The organism is Erwinia sp. MYb416 (assembly GCF_037479575.1).
Classification (GTDB): domain Bacteria; phylum Pseudomonadota; class Gammaproteobacteria; order Enterobacterales; family Enterobacteriaceae; genus Erwinia; species Erwinia rhapontici.
Genome location: NZ_JBBGYT010000439.1, coordinates 120901 through 138556, shown reverse-complemented (window position 1 = coordinate 138556; position 17656 = coordinate 120901). Strand labels below are relative to the sequence as shown.

General features: G+C 55.3%; 11 protein-coding genes and 1 tRNA gene. 8 read left to right on the top strand and 4 right to left on the bottom strand.

Annotated elements, in window-relative coordinates; all coding sequences use genetic code 11:
• The first annotated feature begins 79 nt into the window (after positions 1-79).
• The gene (locus WH277_RS19415; protein ID WP_159336460.1) at positions 80-1153 is read left to right on the top strand and encodes an acyltransferase family protein; all 1074 of its coding nucleotides are present in this window, start codon (positions 80-82) and stop codon (positions 1151-1153) included.
• Positions 1154-1205: 52 nt separating this feature from the next.
• Here WH277_RS19415 and putA read toward each other — a convergent pair whose 3' ends face one another.
• Positions 1206-5153, bottom strand: a complete 3948-nt coding sequence (gene putA, locus WH277_RS19410; RefSeq protein ID WP_339506507.1) for a trifunctional transcriptional regulator/proline dehydrogenase/L-glutamate gamma-semialdehyde dehydrogenase — start codon at positions 5151-5153, stop codon at positions 1206-1208.
• Positions 5154-5595: 442 nt separating this feature from the next.
• Between putA and putP the strand changes: the two genes are divergently transcribed.
• The 5 genes from putP to phoH all read left to right on the top strand — a co-directional run bounded on the left by putP (position 5596) and on the right by phoH (position 12008).
• Positions 5596-7080 carry a sodium/proline symporter PutP gene (gene putP / locus WH277_RS19405; RefSeq protein WP_133841725.1) on the top strand — a complete coding sequence of 495 codons (1485 nt, stop codon included), beginning with the start codon at positions 5596-5598 and terminating at the stop codon, positions 7078-7080.
• Between the two features lie 283 nt (positions 7081-7363).
• Positions 7364-8197 (top strand): iron uptake transporter permease EfeU, encoded by an 834-nt coding sequence (efeU, locus tag WH277_RS19400; RefSeq protein ID WP_133841726.1) that lies wholly within the window; start codon positions 7364-7366, stop codon positions 8195-8197.
• 56 nt (positions 8198-8253) lie between these two features.
• On the top strand, positions 8254-9381 hold the full coding sequence (gene efeO, locus WH277_RS19395) for an iron uptake system protein EfeO (protein WP_339506504.1): 1128 nt from the start codon (positions 8254-8256) through the stop codon (positions 9379-9381).
• A 6-nt stretch (positions 9382-9387) separates the two neighbouring features.
• Positions 9388-10671, top strand: a complete 1284-nt coding sequence (efeB, locus tag WH277_RS19390) for an iron uptake transporter deferrochelatase/peroxidase subunit (protein WP_339506502.1) — start codon at positions 9388-9390, stop codon at positions 10669-10671.
• A 548-nt stretch (positions 10672-11219) separates the two neighbouring features.
• On the top strand, positions 11220-12008 hold the full coding sequence (gene phoH / locus WH277_RS19385) for a phosphate starvation-inducible protein PhoH (protein WP_133841729.1): 789 nt from the start codon (positions 11220-11222) through the stop codon (positions 12006-12008).
• A 73-nt stretch (positions 12009-12081) separates the two neighbouring features.
• Here the strand turns inward: phoH and WH277_RS19380 are convergent, their stop codons facing one another.
• Both WH277_RS19380 and WH277_RS19375 read right to left on the bottom strand, forming a co-directional pair.
• Positions 12082-12822 (bottom strand): NADPH-dependent oxidoreductase, encoded by a 741-nt coding sequence (locus WH277_RS19380; protein WP_133841730.1) that lies wholly within the window; start codon positions 12820-12822, stop codon positions 12082-12084.
• Positions 12823-13310: 488 nt separating this feature from the next.
• Positions 13311-13398, bottom strand: a tRNA-Ser gene (locus WH277_RS19375).
• A gap of 247 nt (positions 13399-13645) precedes the next feature.
• Between WH277_RS19375 and phoA the strand changes: the two genes are divergently transcribed.
• Entirely contained in the window at positions 13646-15049 is a 1404-nt protein-coding gene (phoA, locus tag WH277_RS19370) for an alkaline phosphatase (RefSeq protein WP_133841731.1), read from the top strand.
• A 48-nt stretch (positions 15050-15097) separates the two neighbouring features.
• Here phoA and WH277_RS19365 read toward each other — a convergent pair whose 3' ends face one another.
• Positions 15098-16090 (bottom strand): phospholipase D-like domain-containing protein, encoded by a 993-nt coding sequence (locus WH277_RS19365; protein ID WP_159336464.1) that lies wholly within the window; start codon positions 16088-16090, stop codon positions 15098-15100.
• A gap of 113 nt (positions 16091-16203) precedes the next feature.
• Here WH277_RS19365 and WH277_RS19360 point away from each other — a divergent pair, with 113 nt between their 5' ends.
• Positions 16204-17358, top strand: a complete 1155-nt coding sequence (locus WH277_RS19360) for a low temperature requirement protein A (protein WP_167863753.1) — start codon at positions 16204-16206, stop codon at positions 17356-17358.
• The last annotated feature ends 298 nt before the right edge of the window (positions 17359-17656 follow it).

Sequence of the window (17656 nt, the reverse complement as noted above, 5' to 3'; positions counted from 1 at the left end):
ATAAAAAATATAAAAAGACCGTGACGGAGGATGCCTTTCCCTTTTATCAACATCAGATGCTCACAGCAGGAGTATTGTCATGAATATGACGACCAAAAAAGATATCGCCTGGGTTAATACCCTGAAAGGCGGCTGTATTTTACTTGTGGTGCTTTATCACGTGGTTCTTCCTGGTTATGCCGATATTGCCCCTTTACTGACCGCCGGGCAGTTACCGGCCAAACTCTGGCTGGCGTTTAATAACCAACTTTCCCCGTTACGTATGCCGGCATTTTTCTTTGTTTCAGGCCTGCTGGCGGCCAATGCTATTCTGAATCGTCCCTGGAAACAGGTATTCACCAGTCGCGTAACGAACCTGTTCTACCTCTATTTTCTCTGGGGTTTGATACAGTGGCTGATGATTAATGGCGTGTCGGTCGGCATGATGGGTGAGCATCTCTCCGGTAATATTAATGCCGCCTGGGCCGACTCGCCGTGGCAGTTTCTCAAGCTGATGTTGCTGGCGATGAGTTCCTCCTGGTATCTCTACGCACTGGCGCTGTTCTTCGTGTTTGCCCGGCTGTGTCGTCAACAGAAACCGCTGATCATGCTGCTGGCGGTGGGGCTGAACTATGCGGCGGTGACCGGCATCATCCCCGGCTGGGGGCCGGAAAGCCTGTCGCAATACTTTGTCTTCTTCCTGTTTGGCGCATTTTACAGCGAGATACTGATCCGTTGGAGCGAATGGCGACGCGATAACCTGCTGCCCTGGACGCTGCTGTTGCTGCTGACAATCGCGCACAGCCTGCTTGGCCTGGAACAGAGCCTGTTCCTGTGCGTGATGGCCATCCTCGGCAGTATTGCGTTCTGCCGCGCACTGAACCGAATGTTTTCGATGCACTGGCTCAACTGGGTGGGGAAGAACACATTGCAGATCTACGTGCTGCACCGCATCTTTATTGAGTTCTTCGGTCTGTCTGCGATCCTGTATGCCGTGGGTCATCAGCTGTTTGCCAGCCAGGCATTTTCGCTGCTGTGGGCCGTGGGTTTCCCGCCGCTGATGGTGTTGCTGTGCGTAGGGTGTTCGGTCGGCGTGTGGACGCTGCTGAATCGCGGCTGGGGTCAGTCGCTGTTTATCTACCCGAAGCTACTGCGGATGAAGTTTGAGGGGTGAGAAGAGAGGGGCGGCCATTTTTTCCGGTCGCCCCGTGTCATGAGATGAGGCGTTAACCGATGGTCATCAGGCTGGCATTCCCCCCGGCCGCTGCCGTATTCACACTCAGCGAACGCTCCAGCAGCAGGCGCTCCAGCAGCAGATTGGTTTCCCCACGGGCAAAGCCCTGTACGGTAATAATCGCACCGTCGCGGGCTGCCACGGCCTGGCACAGGTCACGTAACTGGTCGGCATCACCGTGGTAAATCACCGCATCAATGGTTTTGCTCTCCAGTGGCTGTGCCGCAAAATCAATGCGTTGCTGTACCGTGGGTGGCAGCTGCTGCCACAGGCTACGATGGAGGTCATCTTCCGTCCACAGCGCACGGCTGCCCACGGCTGTCACGGCCGCCAGTTGCACCAGCGCATCTTGCTCGTTGTCTGCCAGACACAGCACCTGCTCACGCGGCAGTAACGCAAAGGTATTGCGTTCACCCGTAGGTCCTGGCAGCAGGCGGATCGTTCCGCCCTGGCCCAGCTCGGCAAAGCGTGCGCAGCAGGCCGCCAGAGGGGGGCGGTCGGCTGCCCATTTACTCAGTGCGTCATGGGCCGCCAGCAGTGCCGGACGCAGTGCGGCATCCACCGGGCGCTCTTTGTCCTGACGATTGAGGGTGACGGACAGCGCATCATCCGGGCGGGAGGAGAGCAGACGATAAAGGTAGAGCGGACCACCGGCTTTCGGCCCGGTGCCGGACAGGCCTTCGCCACCAAAGGGTTGCACACCCACCACCGCACCGACCATATTACGGTTAACGTAGAGGTTGCCCACATGCGCCTTCTGCACCACCTGATGGATCGTCTCATCGATGCGCGTATGTACACCCAGCGTCAGCCCGTAACCCGAGGCATTGATCTGCTCAATCACCTGCGGCAGGGTGCTGCGCGCATAACGCACCACGTGCAGTACCGGACCGAAGATCTCGCGGGTCAGGTCTTCTACCTTGTTTAATTCAATCAGCGTAGGCATCACGAAGGTGCCGGTCTGCCACTCGCGGCGGCCCGGTGCCTGCGGTTGTGCCGCCTGGAACACGGTAAAACCTTTGCTGCGCATTGCCTCAATATGTTGCTCAATGCCCGCTTTTGCATCGGCATCAATCACCGGACCAATGTCGGTGGAGAAACGTTCCGGGTTGCCCATACGGCATTCAGCCATCGCGCCCCGGAGCATGGTTAACGTATGTTCTGCTACATCGTCCTGCACGCACAGCAGGCGCAGGGCGGAGCAACGCTGTCCTGCGCTGTCGAAGGCAGAAGCGACGATATCGGTCACTACCTGCTCGGTCAGGGCTGAGGAGTCGACGATCATCGCATTCATCCCACCGGTTTCCGCCACCAGCGGCGTCGGGCGGCCCTGCTGATCCAGACGTCCGGCCAGATTACGCTGTAGCAGAGTGGCAACGGCGGTCGAGCCGGTAAACATCACGCCGCGTACACGGTCGTCCTGCACCAGCTGCGCCCCCACGGTTTCACCGCTGCCGGGCAGCAGTTGTAATGCACCCGGTGGTACGCCAGCTTCATGCAGAATGGCAACGGCCTGAGCTGCAATCAGAGGCGTCTGCTCTGCCGGTTTGGCCAGCACGCTGTTACCGGCGGCCAGTGCGGCGGCAATCTGGCCGCTGAAGATCGCCAGCGGGAAGTTCCACGGGCTGATGCAGACCACCGGGCCAAGCGGGCGGTGGGTTTCATTATCGAAATCGTCGCGCACCTGACCTGCGTAATAGTGCAGGAAGTCCACGGCTTCACGCACTTCGGCAATGGCATTATTGAAGGTTTTACCCGCTTCACGCACCAGAATGCCGATCAGGCGCTGCATCTGGCCCTCCATCATGACGGCGGCGCGTTCCAGAATGGCGGCGCGTTCCTGCGGCGGAGTGGCGAACCAGATAGGCCCAACGCGGGTGGCGGCATCCAGCGCGGCGGAAACGTCTTCCGGGGTCGCACTGCGCACATAGCCCACCACATCCAGCGGTTCTGCCGGGTTGATCACCGGAATACTGTCGCCAGCGGCCAGCGGGCCATCAATCAGCGGTTGCACCTGCCAGGTCTGGCTGGCGCTGTTCAGCAGTGCGCTCGACAGTGACGCCAGACGATGTTCGTTGGCGAGGTCCAGCCCGGATGAGTTTTGACGGTGTTCGCCATACAGCTCGCGCGGTAACGGGATTTTCGGGTGGGGCAGACCGACCGCACCTTCGCTACGTGCCAGAGTTTCCACGGCAGACACCGGGTCGGCCACCAGTTCGTCCAGCGGCAGGGTGGCATCGGCAATACGGTTAACGAAGGAGGTATTCGCGCCGTTTTCCAGCAGGCGGCGCACCAGGTAGGCGAGCAGCGTTTCGTGTGTCCCGACCGGGGCATAAATGCGGCAAGGGCGGTTGAGTTTGCCATCGGCAACTTTCCCCACGACCTGCTCGTACAGCGGTTCTCCCATGCCATGCAGACACTGGAATTCATACTGGCCGGGATAGTAGTTGTTGCCTGCCAGCTGATAGATTGCCGCCAGCGTATGGGCGTTGTGGGTGGCGAACTGCGGGTAAATCAGGTTCGGCACCGCCAGCAGTTTGCGGGCACAGGCAAGGTAGGAGATATCGGTATACACCTTGCGCGTGTAGACCGGGTAGCCTTCCAGTCCGTCCGTCTGGGCGCGTTTGATTTCGCTGTCCCAGTAGGCCCCTTTTACCAGACGGATCATCAGACGGCGACGGCTGCGTTGCGCCAGGTCGGTCAGATAGTCGATCACCATCGGACAGCGTTTCATATAGGCCTGGATCACAAAACCAATGCCGTTCCAGCCCTCCAGCTCCGGTTCAAAGCAGAGTTTTTCCAACAGATCGAGCGACAGCTCAAGGCGGTCGGCTTCTTCAGCATCGATATTGATACCGATATCGTAGCTGCGTGCCAGCAGCGTCAGTGATTTCAGGATCGGGTACAGCTCTTCCATCACGCGTTCATATTGCGCGCGGCTGTAACGTGGGTGCAGCGCAGAAAGCTTGATGGAGATCCCCGGGCCTTCATAAATGCCACGACCATTGGACGCTTTGCCGATGGCATGGATCGCCTGCTGATAGGAGAGCAGATAAGCTTTGGCGTCCTGCGCCGTCAGCGCTGCTTCACCCAGCATATCGTAGGAGTAGCGGAAACCGGTCTCTTCCAGCTTACGGGCATTGGCCAGCGCTTCGGCGATGGTTTCCCCGGTGACGAACTGTTCGCCCATCAGGCGCATCGCCATATCAACCCCTTTACGAATCAAGGGCTCACCGCTTTTACCAATAATCCGGTTGAGCGAACGCGAGAGATTGGCTTCGTTATGAGTCGAGACCAGGCGGCCCGTAAACAGCAGCCCCCAGGTGGCGGCATTGACGAACATCGACGGGCTGCGCCCCAGGTGAGAATGCCAGTTACCGTTGCTGATTTTATCGCGGATGAGGGCATCACGGGTCGGCTTGTCAGGAATACGCAGTAAGGCTTCGGCCAGGCACATCAACGCCACACCTTCCTGGGAGGAAAGTGAGAACTCCTGGAGCAGACTTTGCACCATTCCGGCGCGTCCGCCTGCCCCTTTTTGGTGCCGGAGCTTGTCCGCCAGCTGATAAGCCAGGCGATGGGTGGACTCTGCCAGAGGCTGCGGTAAACGTGCCTGTTCCAGCAGCATGGGCACTGCTTCGGTTTCCGGGCGGCGCCAGGCAGAAGTGATGGCGGCACGGGCGACCGACTGCGGCAGGATCTGCTCGGCAAAATCCAGGAAGGGCTGGTGCGTTTCTTCCGACGGGCGTACATCACTCTCTACAGCGAGGGTGCTGGTGGGGAGCTCGGCCAGCGTGGTGCCTTGTTCGATCTGTTGCAGATAGTTGAAAATGGCCTGCTTGATCAGCCAGTGCGGCGTACGGTCAATCTGCAGCGCGGCCTGTTTAATCCGGTCGCGTGTTGCATCGTCCAGTTTCACACCCATGGTAGTTGTGCCCATGCCTTACAGCTCCTGAATCAGTAGATAACAAATGATAGGGTGCAATATCACTGATGTTGCAACTTTGTGCAACCTCGTTAAATGTGACCCTCTCCTCAAACTTAAAAATGGGCTTTTTGTTAACGTACAAAAAGCGGCATGGATATTGCTGCAAGAAACTCGCCAGGTTGGTAAAAGCGCCGTTAAGCCTGGTTTTTATGGGGTTGCTGTGCGGGTGAAACCCGGTGAAGTGTGATGGAGTGCAACCTGCTGGCATTTAATAGTAACAACCTGGTGAAATGGATGTACGAGCTGTGTTAAATCGTTTGTGCCACACAGCCGTTTACGGCAGGATACCGCCCCCCGGCTGGATGCCCCCCCCGTGCGCCGGTCTGCTTCGTTCCGGCAGATGACGCATATGCAGCCTCCCGCTGTGGAAACGAATAATAAGTGGAGAACTTAAATGACTGTAAGTACACCCATGATGGTGACATTTTGTGTTTATATTCTTGGCATGGTGCTGATTGGTTTCATCGCATACCGTTCAACGAAAAACTTTGATGACTATATTCTCGGTGGTCGTAGTTTAGGTGCTGTTGTGACGGCACTCTCTGCCGGTGCGTCCGATATGAGCGGCTGGCTGCTGATGGGCCTGCCGGGCGCTATCTTCCTTGCCGGGATTTCAAAAAGCTGGATCGCCATTGGCCTGACCCTGGGGGCGTATCTGAACTGGAAAATTGTCGCGGGCCGTTTGCGCGTGCAGACTGAGCATCACGGCAATGCCCTGACGCTGCCGGACTACTTCTCCAGCCGTTTTGAAGACACCAGCAAGCTGTTGCGCGTGATCTCCGCCGTGGTCATCCTGATCTTCTTCACCATCTACTGCGCTTCTGGCGTGGTGGCGGGTGCGCGACTGTTCGAAAGCACCTTCGGCATGAGTTACCAGACAGCCCTGTGGGCCGGTGCCGCTGCCACTATCGTTTATACGTTCGTTGGCGGTTTCCTCGCAGTCAGCTGGACCGACACGGTGCAGGCCAGCCTGATGATTTTTGCCCTGATCCTGACGCCGGTGATGGTCATTCTTGCGGTCGGTGGTCTGGACGATGCGATGGTCGTGATCAAAGCCAAGAGCCTTGCCAATGTCGATATGCTGAAAAATCTCAACTTTGTGGCGATTATCTCCCTGCTGGGCTGGGGGCTGGGCTACTTCGGCCAGCCGCATATTCTGGCGCGTTTTATGGCGGCGGATTCTCACCGTTCTATTCGTACCGCACGTCGTATCGGGATGATCTGGATGATTCTGTGCCTGGCGGGTGCTGTCGCCGTGGGCTTCTTTGGTATCGCCTACTTCCAGAACAACCCTGCACTGGCGGGCGAGGTTTCGCAGAATAGTGAGCGTATCTTTATTGAACTGGCGCGCATTTTGTTTAACCCATGGATTGCCGGGATCCTGCTGTCCGCGATTCTGGCGGCGGTGATGTCAACGCTCAGTTGCCAGCTGCTGGTGTGCTCCAGCGCACTGACGGAAGATCTGTATAAGAACTTCCTGCGTAAAGGGGCCAGCCAGCGTGAGCTGGTGTGGGTGGGGCGCTTGATGGTGCTGCTGGTGGCGGCAATTGCTATTGCGCTGGCCGCGAATCCGGACAACCGTGTACTGGGTCTGGTGAGCTATGCCTGGGCTGGCTTCGGTGCGGCATTTGGTCCGGTGGTTCTGCTCTCTCTTGTCTGGAGACGTATGACGCGTAACGGTGCACTGGCCGGGATGATCGTCGGTGCGGCGACCGTGCTGGTATGGAAACAATACGAATGGTTTGACCTCTATGAGATTATTCCAGGCTTCCTGTTCGGCAGTATCGCGATTGTGGTCTTCAGCCTGCTGGGCAAAGGGCCATCTGCCGCTGCTGAGCAGCGTTTTGATGCCGCTGAAGCCGAATATCAGGCCGACTAAGCTCTCCTCTTCGCTGGTGCCGCCCGGTACCAGCGAATCTTCCCCCTCTGCAATTCAGCCCGCTTTCCCGTTTTATGCCCTCGCTCCTGTCTGTCCGTCGGGAACGAGCGGGAGAAAGCCCTGTCGTCATCGTTACATTTGCTTAATTTTTCCCATCTCGCAAAACACGAAAATATAGTTCCGCCATCTTGTAATTAGTCGCCCGATAATGATAATCAATATCGTTTTTATTTTACTTATCTTTACTGGTTTTGACCTAATTTCACGCTTTGAGGTGTATGGCATGTTTGTCCCGTTTCTTATTATGTTACGCGAAGGATTGGAAGCGGCGCTGATTGTCAGCCTGATCGCCAGTTACCTGAAACGCACCCAGCGCAGTCAGTGGTTTGGTGCCATGTGGATTGGGGTGTTTGTTGCTGCCGCACTGTGCCTTGCACTCGGCTGGTTTATCAATGAAACCACGGGCGAGTTCCCGCAGAAAGAGCAGGAGCTGTTTGAAGGCCTGGTTGCCGCCGTTGCCGTGGTGATCCTCACCTGGATGGTGTTCTGGATGCGTAAAGTCTCACGTAACGTAAAGGCACAGCTGGAAGAGGCTGTTGATAGCGCGTTACAGAAGGGCAACAGCAGCGGCTGGGCGCTGATCATGATGGTGTTCCTTGCCGTGGCGCGTGAAGGGCTGGAATCCGTCTTTTTCCTGCTGGCCGCGTTCCAGCAGGATGTGGGCTATGCGCCACCGCTGGGTGCGATGCTCGGCCTTGGCACTGCGGTAGTGCTGGGTATGCTGATTTACTGGGGTGGGGTGCGCCTTAACCTGGCCAGCTTCTTTAAATGGACCAGCCTGTTCATTATTTTCGTCGCTGCCGGACTGGCCGCAGGGGCGATCCGCGCCTTTCATGAAGCCGGGTTATGGAATCACTTCCAGGACGTGGCGTTTGATTTGAGTAACACCCTGACCACCCACAGCGTTGTTGGCACCTTACTGGAGGGCCTGCTGGGCTATCAGGAAGCGCCAAGCGTCAGTGAAGTCGCGGTGTGGTTTATCTATCTGATTCCTGCGTTGCTGCTGTTTGCACTGCCTGCGCGCTCTGTATCGACCTCTGCGCGTACCACGCGCTGAATCTGTCTGGCAGGCTGATGGTCTGCCGTTAACAACACTTTGACTGGGATGACTCAATGACCACACACTTTCGCCGCCACGCACTGAATGCTGCCCTGCTGGCCGCCCTGACTTCATCCGGCGCAGCGCTGGCTGCCGATATCCCACAGGTTAACGTCAGCGTGACCGATAAACAGTGTGAACCGATGACACTGACCGTGGATGCAGGCAAAACGCAGTTCATCATTAAGAACAACAGCCAGAAAGCGCTGGAGTGGGAGATTCTGAAAGGCGTAATGGTGGTGGAAGAGCGTGAAAATATCGCGCCATCCTTCACCCAGAAGCTGACCGCGAATCTGGAAGCGGGTGAGTACGATATTACCTGCGGCCTGCTGAGCAACCCGAAAGGCAAGCTGATCGTGAAAGCGAACGGCAGTAAAGTGAACGACGGCAAGCCGGATGTACTGCAACTGGTTGGGCCGATTGCTGATTATAAGCTGTATGTCACTCAGGAAGTGGCCCAGCTGGTCACCGGCACCAAAGCTTTCACTGATGCCGTGAAAGCGGGCGATCTGGCGAAAGCGAAAGCCCTGTTTGCGCCAACCCGTCAGCACTACGAGCGTATTGAGCCGATTGCTGAGCTGTTCTCCGATCTTGATGGCCGGATTGATGCCCGCGAAGATGATTTCGAGAAGAAAGCAGAGGACCCTAATTTCACCGGCTTCCACCGTCTGGAAAAAGTGTTATTTGCCGATAACACCACCAAAGGTATGGATAAATTCGCCGACCAGCTGTACAAAGATGTGCTGGATCTGCAGACCCGTATCAGTGAACTGGCTTTCCCTCCGGGCAAAGTGGTTGGCGGTGCTGCGGGTCTGATTGAGGAAGTCGCTTCCAGCAAAATTTCGGGTGAAGAAGACCGCTACAGCCGTACTGACCTGTGGGATTTCCAGGCCAACGTTGATGGCGCGCAGAAGATCGTCAACCTGCTGCGTCCGCTGGTGCAGAAATCTGACCCTGAACTGCTGGCGAAAGTGGACGGTAACTTCAAAAAAGTCGATGCCATTCTGGCGAAGTACCGTACCAAAGACGGCTATGAATCTTACGAGAAATTGACTGATGCCGATCGCACGGCACTGAAAGGTCCTATTACGGCGCTGGCCGAAGACCTTTCCCTGCTGCGTGGTACGCTCGGTCTGGATTAATCAGAAATGGCAAAACCTGTTGACGGTGTGGCGTTAGCGTCACGTCGTCGTTTACTGAAAGGAATGGGCATCCTCAGTGGTGCCCTGGTAGTGGCGGGCGGTTGTCCGGTTCATGCGGCCACTGACGAGAAAACCTCATCACCCGGAACGCTGTCACCTGGCGCCCGCCAGGAACATCAGCCGTTCTATGGTGCGCATCAGGCGGGGATCACCACGCCACAGCAGGCGGCCATGATGCTGGTGGCGTTTGATGTGCTGGCCACGGACAAAGCCGATCTGGTGCGTCTGTTCAGGCTGTTAACCGACCGTATTGCGTTTCTGACCACCGGCGGTAAAGCCCCGCTGGTGACCAACCCGCAGCTGCCACCGATGGACTCCGGCATTCTGGGGGAGGATATCTACCCGGATAACCTCACCATTACCGTTTCTGTTGGCACATCCCTGTTTGACGAGCGTTTTGGCCTGCAAGCGTTAAAACCGCTGAAATTACAGCGGATGACGCGCTTCCCTAACGATTCGCTTGATGCCAGCCTGTGCCACGGCGATGTGCTGTTGCAGATTTGCGCCAATACCAATGATACGGTCATCCACGCGCTGCGCGATATTATCAAGCATTCGCCGGATCTGCTGAGCGTACGCTGGCGGCGTGAAGGGTTTATCTCCGACCACGCAGCGCGCAGCAAAGGCAAAGAGACGCCGATTAATCTGCTGGGCTTCAAAGACGGTACGGCGAATCCGGACAGCACCGATAACAGTCTGATGGATAATATTCTGTGGGTCAGCAAAGCGCAGGGCGAACCGGCGTGGACGCTGGGCGGCAGCTATCAGGCGGCACGTATTATTCAGTTCCATGTGGAGTTCTGGGACCGTACGCCGTTACGTGAACAGCAAACCATCTTTGGTCGCGAGAAGCACAGCGGTGCGCCACTGGGGATGCACAAAGAGCACGATGTGCCGGACTACGTCAGCGATCCTAACGGAGATGTTATCCCAATGGATGCCCATATCCGTCTGGCGAACCCGCGTACGCCGGAAACGCAAAGCAGCCTGATGCTGCGCCGTGGTTACAGCTATTCTCTGGGTGTCTCTAACGCCGGACAGTTGGAAATGGGGCTGTTATTTGTTTGTTATCAGCACGATTTAGAAAAAGGTTTTCTGTCCGTGCAAAAACGACTTAATGGCGAAGCGCTGGAAGAATATATAAAACCGATCGGCGGGGGGTATTTCTTCGTTCTTCCCGGCGTTGCCGATGCCCAGCACTATCTGGCACAGGGATTGCTGGAGGCTTAATCTTAATTAGTGGATTAATCTTAATCCGCTAATTCTAAGCTCGTTATGCTGGGATGATTCTTAGCATCAATAAAATCAAACTGATTAAAAATCACACAACCCATCTTCGCCACCTCGCCATTGTTAATAAACATATAATTATAACTTCATGATTTTAAATGCATTCATCTGAATGTCATAATAACGTTAAAAAAAGTGTTGCATTTCTTCGCTAATATGAAGAATATGAAATTGCTGTTGATTTTCGCATATAGTTTTCCACTCTGGAGATAGCGAATGCAGAAGTCCTTTACCGGGCCAGTCGTCAAAAAGTCTCATATCGCGAATATTTGCGAGGAAAACATTTCCTCTTCAGCTTTCTCTTCTTTCACAACTCAACGGCTACTCAATTCCTTTAACCCTTACCGGTGCATGGCGGGCATGATTTCTGCTGTGCATTTGTTTCAACGGCCAGACAAGGCTTAAAAGGAAGCCACGACCTCTAAAGCGTTCACGTAATCGCATCGATATACCGATGCGGGAAATGAAACCAACTGTAAGGTGCCACTATGGGAAGACAGAAAGCAGTGATCAAAGCGCGTCGTGAAGCAAAACGTGTGCTTCGTAGCGATTCACGCAGTCATCGTCAGCGTGAAGAAGAATCGGTCACCTCGCTGGTGCAGATGGGTGGGCTGGATTCCATTGGTATGGCTCGCGATACCCGCGACCATTCACCGATTGAAGCCAGAAATGAAGCTCAGGCGCACTATCTCCACGCCATAGAAAACAAAAAGCTGATCTTTGCCACCGGTGAAGCCGGATGCGGTAAAACCTGGATCAGCGCTGCGAAAGCAGCCGAGGCCCTGATACATAAGGATGTCGACAGGATCATAGTGACTCGTCCGGTCCTTCAGGCAGATGAGGATTTGGGATTCCTGCCCGGAGATATCTCCGAGAAATTTGCCCCGTACTTCCGGCCAGTATATGACGTTCTGGTTAAACGTCTGGGATCGTCCTTTATGCAGTACTGCCTGCGCCCCGAAATAGGCAAAGTGGAAATTGCGCCTTTTGCCTATATGCGCGGTCGTACCTTCGAGAACGCGGTGGTTATTTTGGATGAGGCGCAGAATGTCACCGCAGCCCAAATGAAAATGTTCTTAACTCGCCTTGGAGAAAACGTCACGGTCATCGTTAACGGTGATATCACCCAGTGTGACTTGCCGGCTCATGTGAAGTCTGGCCTCAGCGACGCGATGGCGCGCTTCGAGGAAGACGAGATGATTGGCGTGGTACGTTTTGATAAAGAGGACTGTGTGCGTTCAGAGCTTTGCCAACGAGCACTGCTTGCTTACAGTTAATCAGAGATGAAAGCGGGGCGGTCTGCGATCGCCCTGTACGAATCAAAGCCCGGCAGTGCCGGGCTTTTTTTGTTTATTTATTGATGCCGAAACCCTGTTTCAGGATAGCCGGCTGAACGTTCGGGAAATAGATATTCTGATAATAGCTGGCGGTGTTGTTGCCCCAGTTATCACCATCGGTACGCCCGGTACTGTTCCAGTGTGCCACCAGAACTTCGTTGTAAGCTTTAATCACGTCTGGCAATGAGGTGCTGTCATAACGTTCTTCGTGACGGAAGCCTGCCAGCGACATGCGGGGCTTCTGCACGGCGGGTTCATCGACATAGCCCAGCACCACGCCCGCCACCGGGAAGGTCAGTTCAGGCAGATTCAGCAGCTCAATCATGGCTTCTGGTTCACGGCGGATCCCGCCAATCGGCACGACGCCCAGCCCGTGTGAACGGGCCGCCGTCATCACCGCACCCAGCGCGATACCAATATCAGTCGATCCAGAGATCAGGCTTTCCAGGCTTTCATGCGCAATCTGCGTTTTACCTTCTGCGGCAATACCCTGCTGGCTTTTGTACATATCCAGCACGAAGGTGATAAATACCGGTGCTTTTGCGATCCACGGTTGGCCACCGGCGATTTCGGCAATGCGGGCGCGGGTAGCGGCATCGCGTACAACAACCAGTGATACCTGCTGCGAGTTGACGGAGGTCGGTGCAAGCCACGCTGCTTCAACAATGTCATCAATAATGCTGTCGGCGACAGGTTTATCAAGGTAGCTACGATCGCTGCGATGGCTTTTCAGCAGTTGGGTAATATCATTCATGGGATACCTGGCTGTTATAAGAGGTGAGAATAAAGGGGGTCAAGATAATAAATGTGGAGGATATTCGAGTAGTCCGTTTGTGCGGCAGATCACATTTATTGTTTTGACGGGGTCATCCCTGATACCTCGTCCCGGGTCGGGCATGCCCGACCCCTACGTACAGGCATTATTCTTGAATAGGGCGAGACTCGTACCTTCCCTGATGTAGGGGCGAGGCATGCCTCGTCCAGGTCGGGCATGCCCGACCCCTACGTACAGGCAAAAAAAATGCCTGAACTTTCGTTCAGGCATTCTCTCAGAATATGGTGGTGAGAGAGGGGGATCACTCGCGCCATCCCTGGCGCTCGCCCTGCGGGCAGCCTGCGGCTGTGCAAAACGGCTATCCTGCCGTTTTGTCGAACCCTGGCGAGGGTTCTTCACTCCCTCTCTCCACGGAATGACAGGCAAAAAAAATGCCTGAACTTTCGTTCAGGCATTCTCTTAGAATATGGTGGTGAGAGAGGGGTTCGAACCCTCGATACGTTGCCGTATACACACTTTCCAGGCGTGCTCCTTCAGCCACTCGGACACCTCACCATATTTTACTGCCGTCACCCACAGGGGGTAACGGGGCGGTACTATAGGCAGTCGCCGTTAATGGGTCAAGTAGTATTTTTCCCTATGGTTCTATTCGCTTAACTCATGAGCAGTCGCAAAATTCTCTCATCAGCACACCCGGCGATGAAATCTCCCTGTCACGTGGCTGACACGAAAATGAAATAGTTGTATCGCAGACTGTGGCGCAGAAACATTAAGTTAAATTTATTCATGGAGATCGCCAACAATGAAACACAAAGCCTTTGCTCTTTCCCTGCTGACCTCGCTGATTTGCTCCTCTGCCGTGGCGGATATTGCCACCTGGAATCGTGCCGCACAGGGGGATATCACCCAGCCCGGTGGTGCACGCCGCCTGACCGGTGATCAGACCGAGGCAATTAAAGCCTCGTTAAACAATACCACGGCGAAAAATGTCATTTTGCTGATCGGCGATGGCATGGGTGACTCTGAAATCACGGCAGCGCGTAACTATGCAGAAGGTGCGGGCGGTTTCTTTAAAGGTATTGATGCACTGCCGCTGACCGGTCAGTACACCCATTACTCGCTGGATAAAAAAAGCCATAAACCCGACTACGTCACCGATTCTGCGGCTTCTGCCACCGCCTGGGCCACCGGGGTAAAATCCTATAATGGCGCCATCGGCGTGGATGTGAACGGTAAAGATTATCCTTCACTGCTGGAACTGGCTAAAGCCGCCGGTAAAGCCACGGGTAACGTATCTACCGCCGAACTGGAAGATGCCACCCCGGCCGCGCAGATTGCCCATGTTACCTCACGTAAATGCTATGGCCCGGTGAAAACCAGCGAACTCTGTGCCACCAACGCGCTGGAAAAGGGCGGTAAAGGTTCCATCGCTGAGCAATTGCTGAATGCCCGCGCGGACGTCACTTTCGGCGGCGGTGGGAAAACCTTCAGTGAGACGGCGAAAGCGGGCGAATGGCAGGGCAAAACTCTGCAAGAGCAGGCGAAGCTGCGCGGCTATCAGCTGGTGAGCGATCTCGAGGGGATGAACGGCCTGAGCGAAGCGGGCGACGATAAGCCGGTACTGGGGCTGTTTGCTGACGGCAATATGCCGGTGCGCTGGAAAGGGCCGAAAGCCACTTATCACGGTAACCTGGACGGGAAACCGATCACCTGTGAAGTGAATGCGGAACGTCCGGCATCAACGCCAACCCTGGCCCAGATGACCGATAAAGCCATCTCACTGCTAAGCAGCAAGCCGCAGGGCTTCTTCCTTCAGGTGGAAGGGGCATCTATTGATAAGCAGGATCATGCGGCTAATCCGTGCGGCCAGATTGGTGAAACGGTCGATCTGGATGAAGCGGTACAAAAGGCGCTGGAATTTGCGCGTAAGGACGGCAACACACTGGTGATTGTCACCGCTGACCATGCGCACTCCAGCCAGATCATTGCCAATGACAGCAAGGCACCGGGCCTGACGCAGACGCTGATCACTAAAGATGGCAGCCCGATGACCATCAGCTACGGCAATTCGGAAGAAGATTCTCAGGGCCACACCGGCACGCAACTGCGCATTGCGGCATATGGTCCTCATGCGGCGAATGTGGTCGGTCTGACCGATCAAACCGATCTGTTCTATACCATCAAGGCTGCTCTGGCGATCAAGTAACGATAAGGTGGGGCGACGAACTGTGCGTCGTCCCCATCCTGATGCTGGTTAACGTGACTGCTGGCAGATGTGGAGTACCTCTGAAAAAGGGATGCACACAGAGCGACTCTTCTCTGAACCTGTAGCGTGTTGCAGGATTTTCTTTATAAAAGGCCGGATTTGCTTCACGAACAATCTGGCCTCTTTATCATCAAACAGATAACCCATGACCTTGTCTTCCTGAACGCACAACGCCAGATGGCCCGCACTGCCATCGGAATAGGTGAAATTGATATCCTGCAGGGTACGCGTAAAAATGCCCGCGCACTCCATCTTCCTCCCTTCCTCGTAATACAGGTCTATCAGCAAGGCATTCGTTGGCAAATCTGGCCAGCCTTCATACAGGGGCGGTAACACAGTGATATCCGTTTGTGGCTGACAGGTCCGTTTTTTCTGCTCTTCCTGGAAGGCCTTTTCACCGTCCTGCGACATCGCCTCATTATAAATCACCAGGTAGATTTCCCTGTCTTCAGCATCGGTGGGGCGCAGGCGTTCAAATGCGTGAATCGGTGCCGATGCGGTTCGGCTGGCTCGCCGCTGTGACCATCGCAGCTGGGCCAGTTGCAGGTCTTTATCGCTAATGTCGCGTGATGCTTCCCACTGCGCGGCAAACCATTGATGGATAGCTGCGATCTGCCCGGGGTCCTCGGTTAACAGTCCGGCTTCATCCCACCAGGACTGCTCGCTGCCTTCAAGATTTAATCCGTTAGCGGAAAAATTGGCCGAACCGACCAGCGCCTGTTTCGCCCCGGCGATGACTTTGGCATGCAGTTTGTCCGACTGGCGTATTGTCACGCCCGGCTTATCACGCAGCGCTTTGATCACCTGGGGATTGGTGGCGCCGCTGTCTACATTACAAATCAGCCTGGCGCGCTGACCGACGCGTGGGCAGATCATCGTGTCTGCCCCTTTTCCCCAAAATGCCACTGCCGCAAGCAGTTCTTCTTCGTCTGCTGCCAGCGATGTAACCGCCTGTTGATAATCTGAAGATGTTAAAAACATCGTATTCCCTCTTTATCATGCCAATAAGGCGCTGCCCGACATCAATAAAACATGTTCCTGTTTCGGGCGTCTCGCTATTATCAATGTAATGCCCCCTTTTCAGGAACATTTCCATGGCGCTAACTCTGCTTCGCGTACGTGATGGCCACGGCGCAACGGTGTCATTTTCTGAACTTCTTTTCGACCTGATTTACGTTTTCGCGGTCACTCAACTTTCCCATTATCTTCTGCATCATTTGACGCTCACTGGCGCACTGGAAACCCTGCTGCTGTGGTTTGCCGTCTGGCTCGCCTGGCAGTATACCGCGTGGGTCACCAACTGGTTCGATCCTGAAACCCGACAAATTCGCCTGCTGCTGTTTGGTGTGATGCTGTTGGGCCTGTTTGCCTCTTCAGCACTGCCGCAGGCATTCGGTGAACGCGGCTGGATATTTGCACTGTTTTACGTTGCGATGCAGGTTGGGCGCAGCGCTGTCACATTATGGTTACTGCCCGCGGGGCATTTGCTGCGGCGTAATTTCCAGCGCATCCTCGGCTGGATGTGTATTTCTGGGGTGTTCTGGCTGTGGGGTGGCATTGCAGAAGGGCCGGAACGCCTGATCCTGTGGGGGATAGCGGTGGCCTGCACCTACTTCTCACCGATGTTCGGTTTCCCGCTGCCGGGCCTGGGCCGTTCAGACAGCAGCAGTGAATGGACCATAGAAGGGCACCATCTGGCGGAGCGTTGCCAGCTGTTTGTTATTGTCGCACTGGGTGAAACCATTCTGATTACCGGTGCAACGCTGAGTGAAACCGACGTGTGGGATGCGCCGATTATTATTGCCTCGCTGGTGGCTTTTATCGGCAGCCTGGCAATGTGGTGGGTCTATTTCGATACCAGCAGCAAGGCAGGCAGTCATGCTATACAACATGCGGATAATCCGGGACAGATGGGTGCCTGCTTCCATTATGTTCATGTGGTGCTGGTCGGCGCGATTATTGTCTGCGCCGTAGCCAATGAGCTGGTGATCGCCCATCCTGATGGACATATCGACATGGCCGCCGCCGCCGTTTTGCTGCTCGGCCCGGCGGTCTATCTGCTGGCCAATGCGATTTATAAACTGATGGTCTACGGCCGGTTTCCGCTGTCGCATATTGTCGGGCTGGTGGCGCTGGCCGGATTAATTCCTGTGGTGTTTATCACCGACAGGTTGATGGTGAATGGTCTCACCACGGTGATTATGATCGTGGTCGCCGGATGGGAGAGCGTTTCACGGCGGTCGGGTTAGTGGCATGGGCGTGGTCTGCAAATCATGTCGCTCGTTTGCATGGAAGAGCACATTTATTGTTTTGACGGGATCATTCCTGATGCCTTGTTGCGGGTCGGGCATGCCCGCCCCCTACGTACAGGCATTATTCTTGAATAGGGTGAGACTCGTACCCTCTCTGATGCAGGGGCGAGGCATGCTTCGTCCCGGGTCGGGCATGCCCGACCCCTACGTACAGGCATTATTCTTGAATAGGGTGAGACTCGTATCCTCCCTGATGTAGGGGCGAGGCATGCCTCGCCCGGGTCGGACAGGCAAA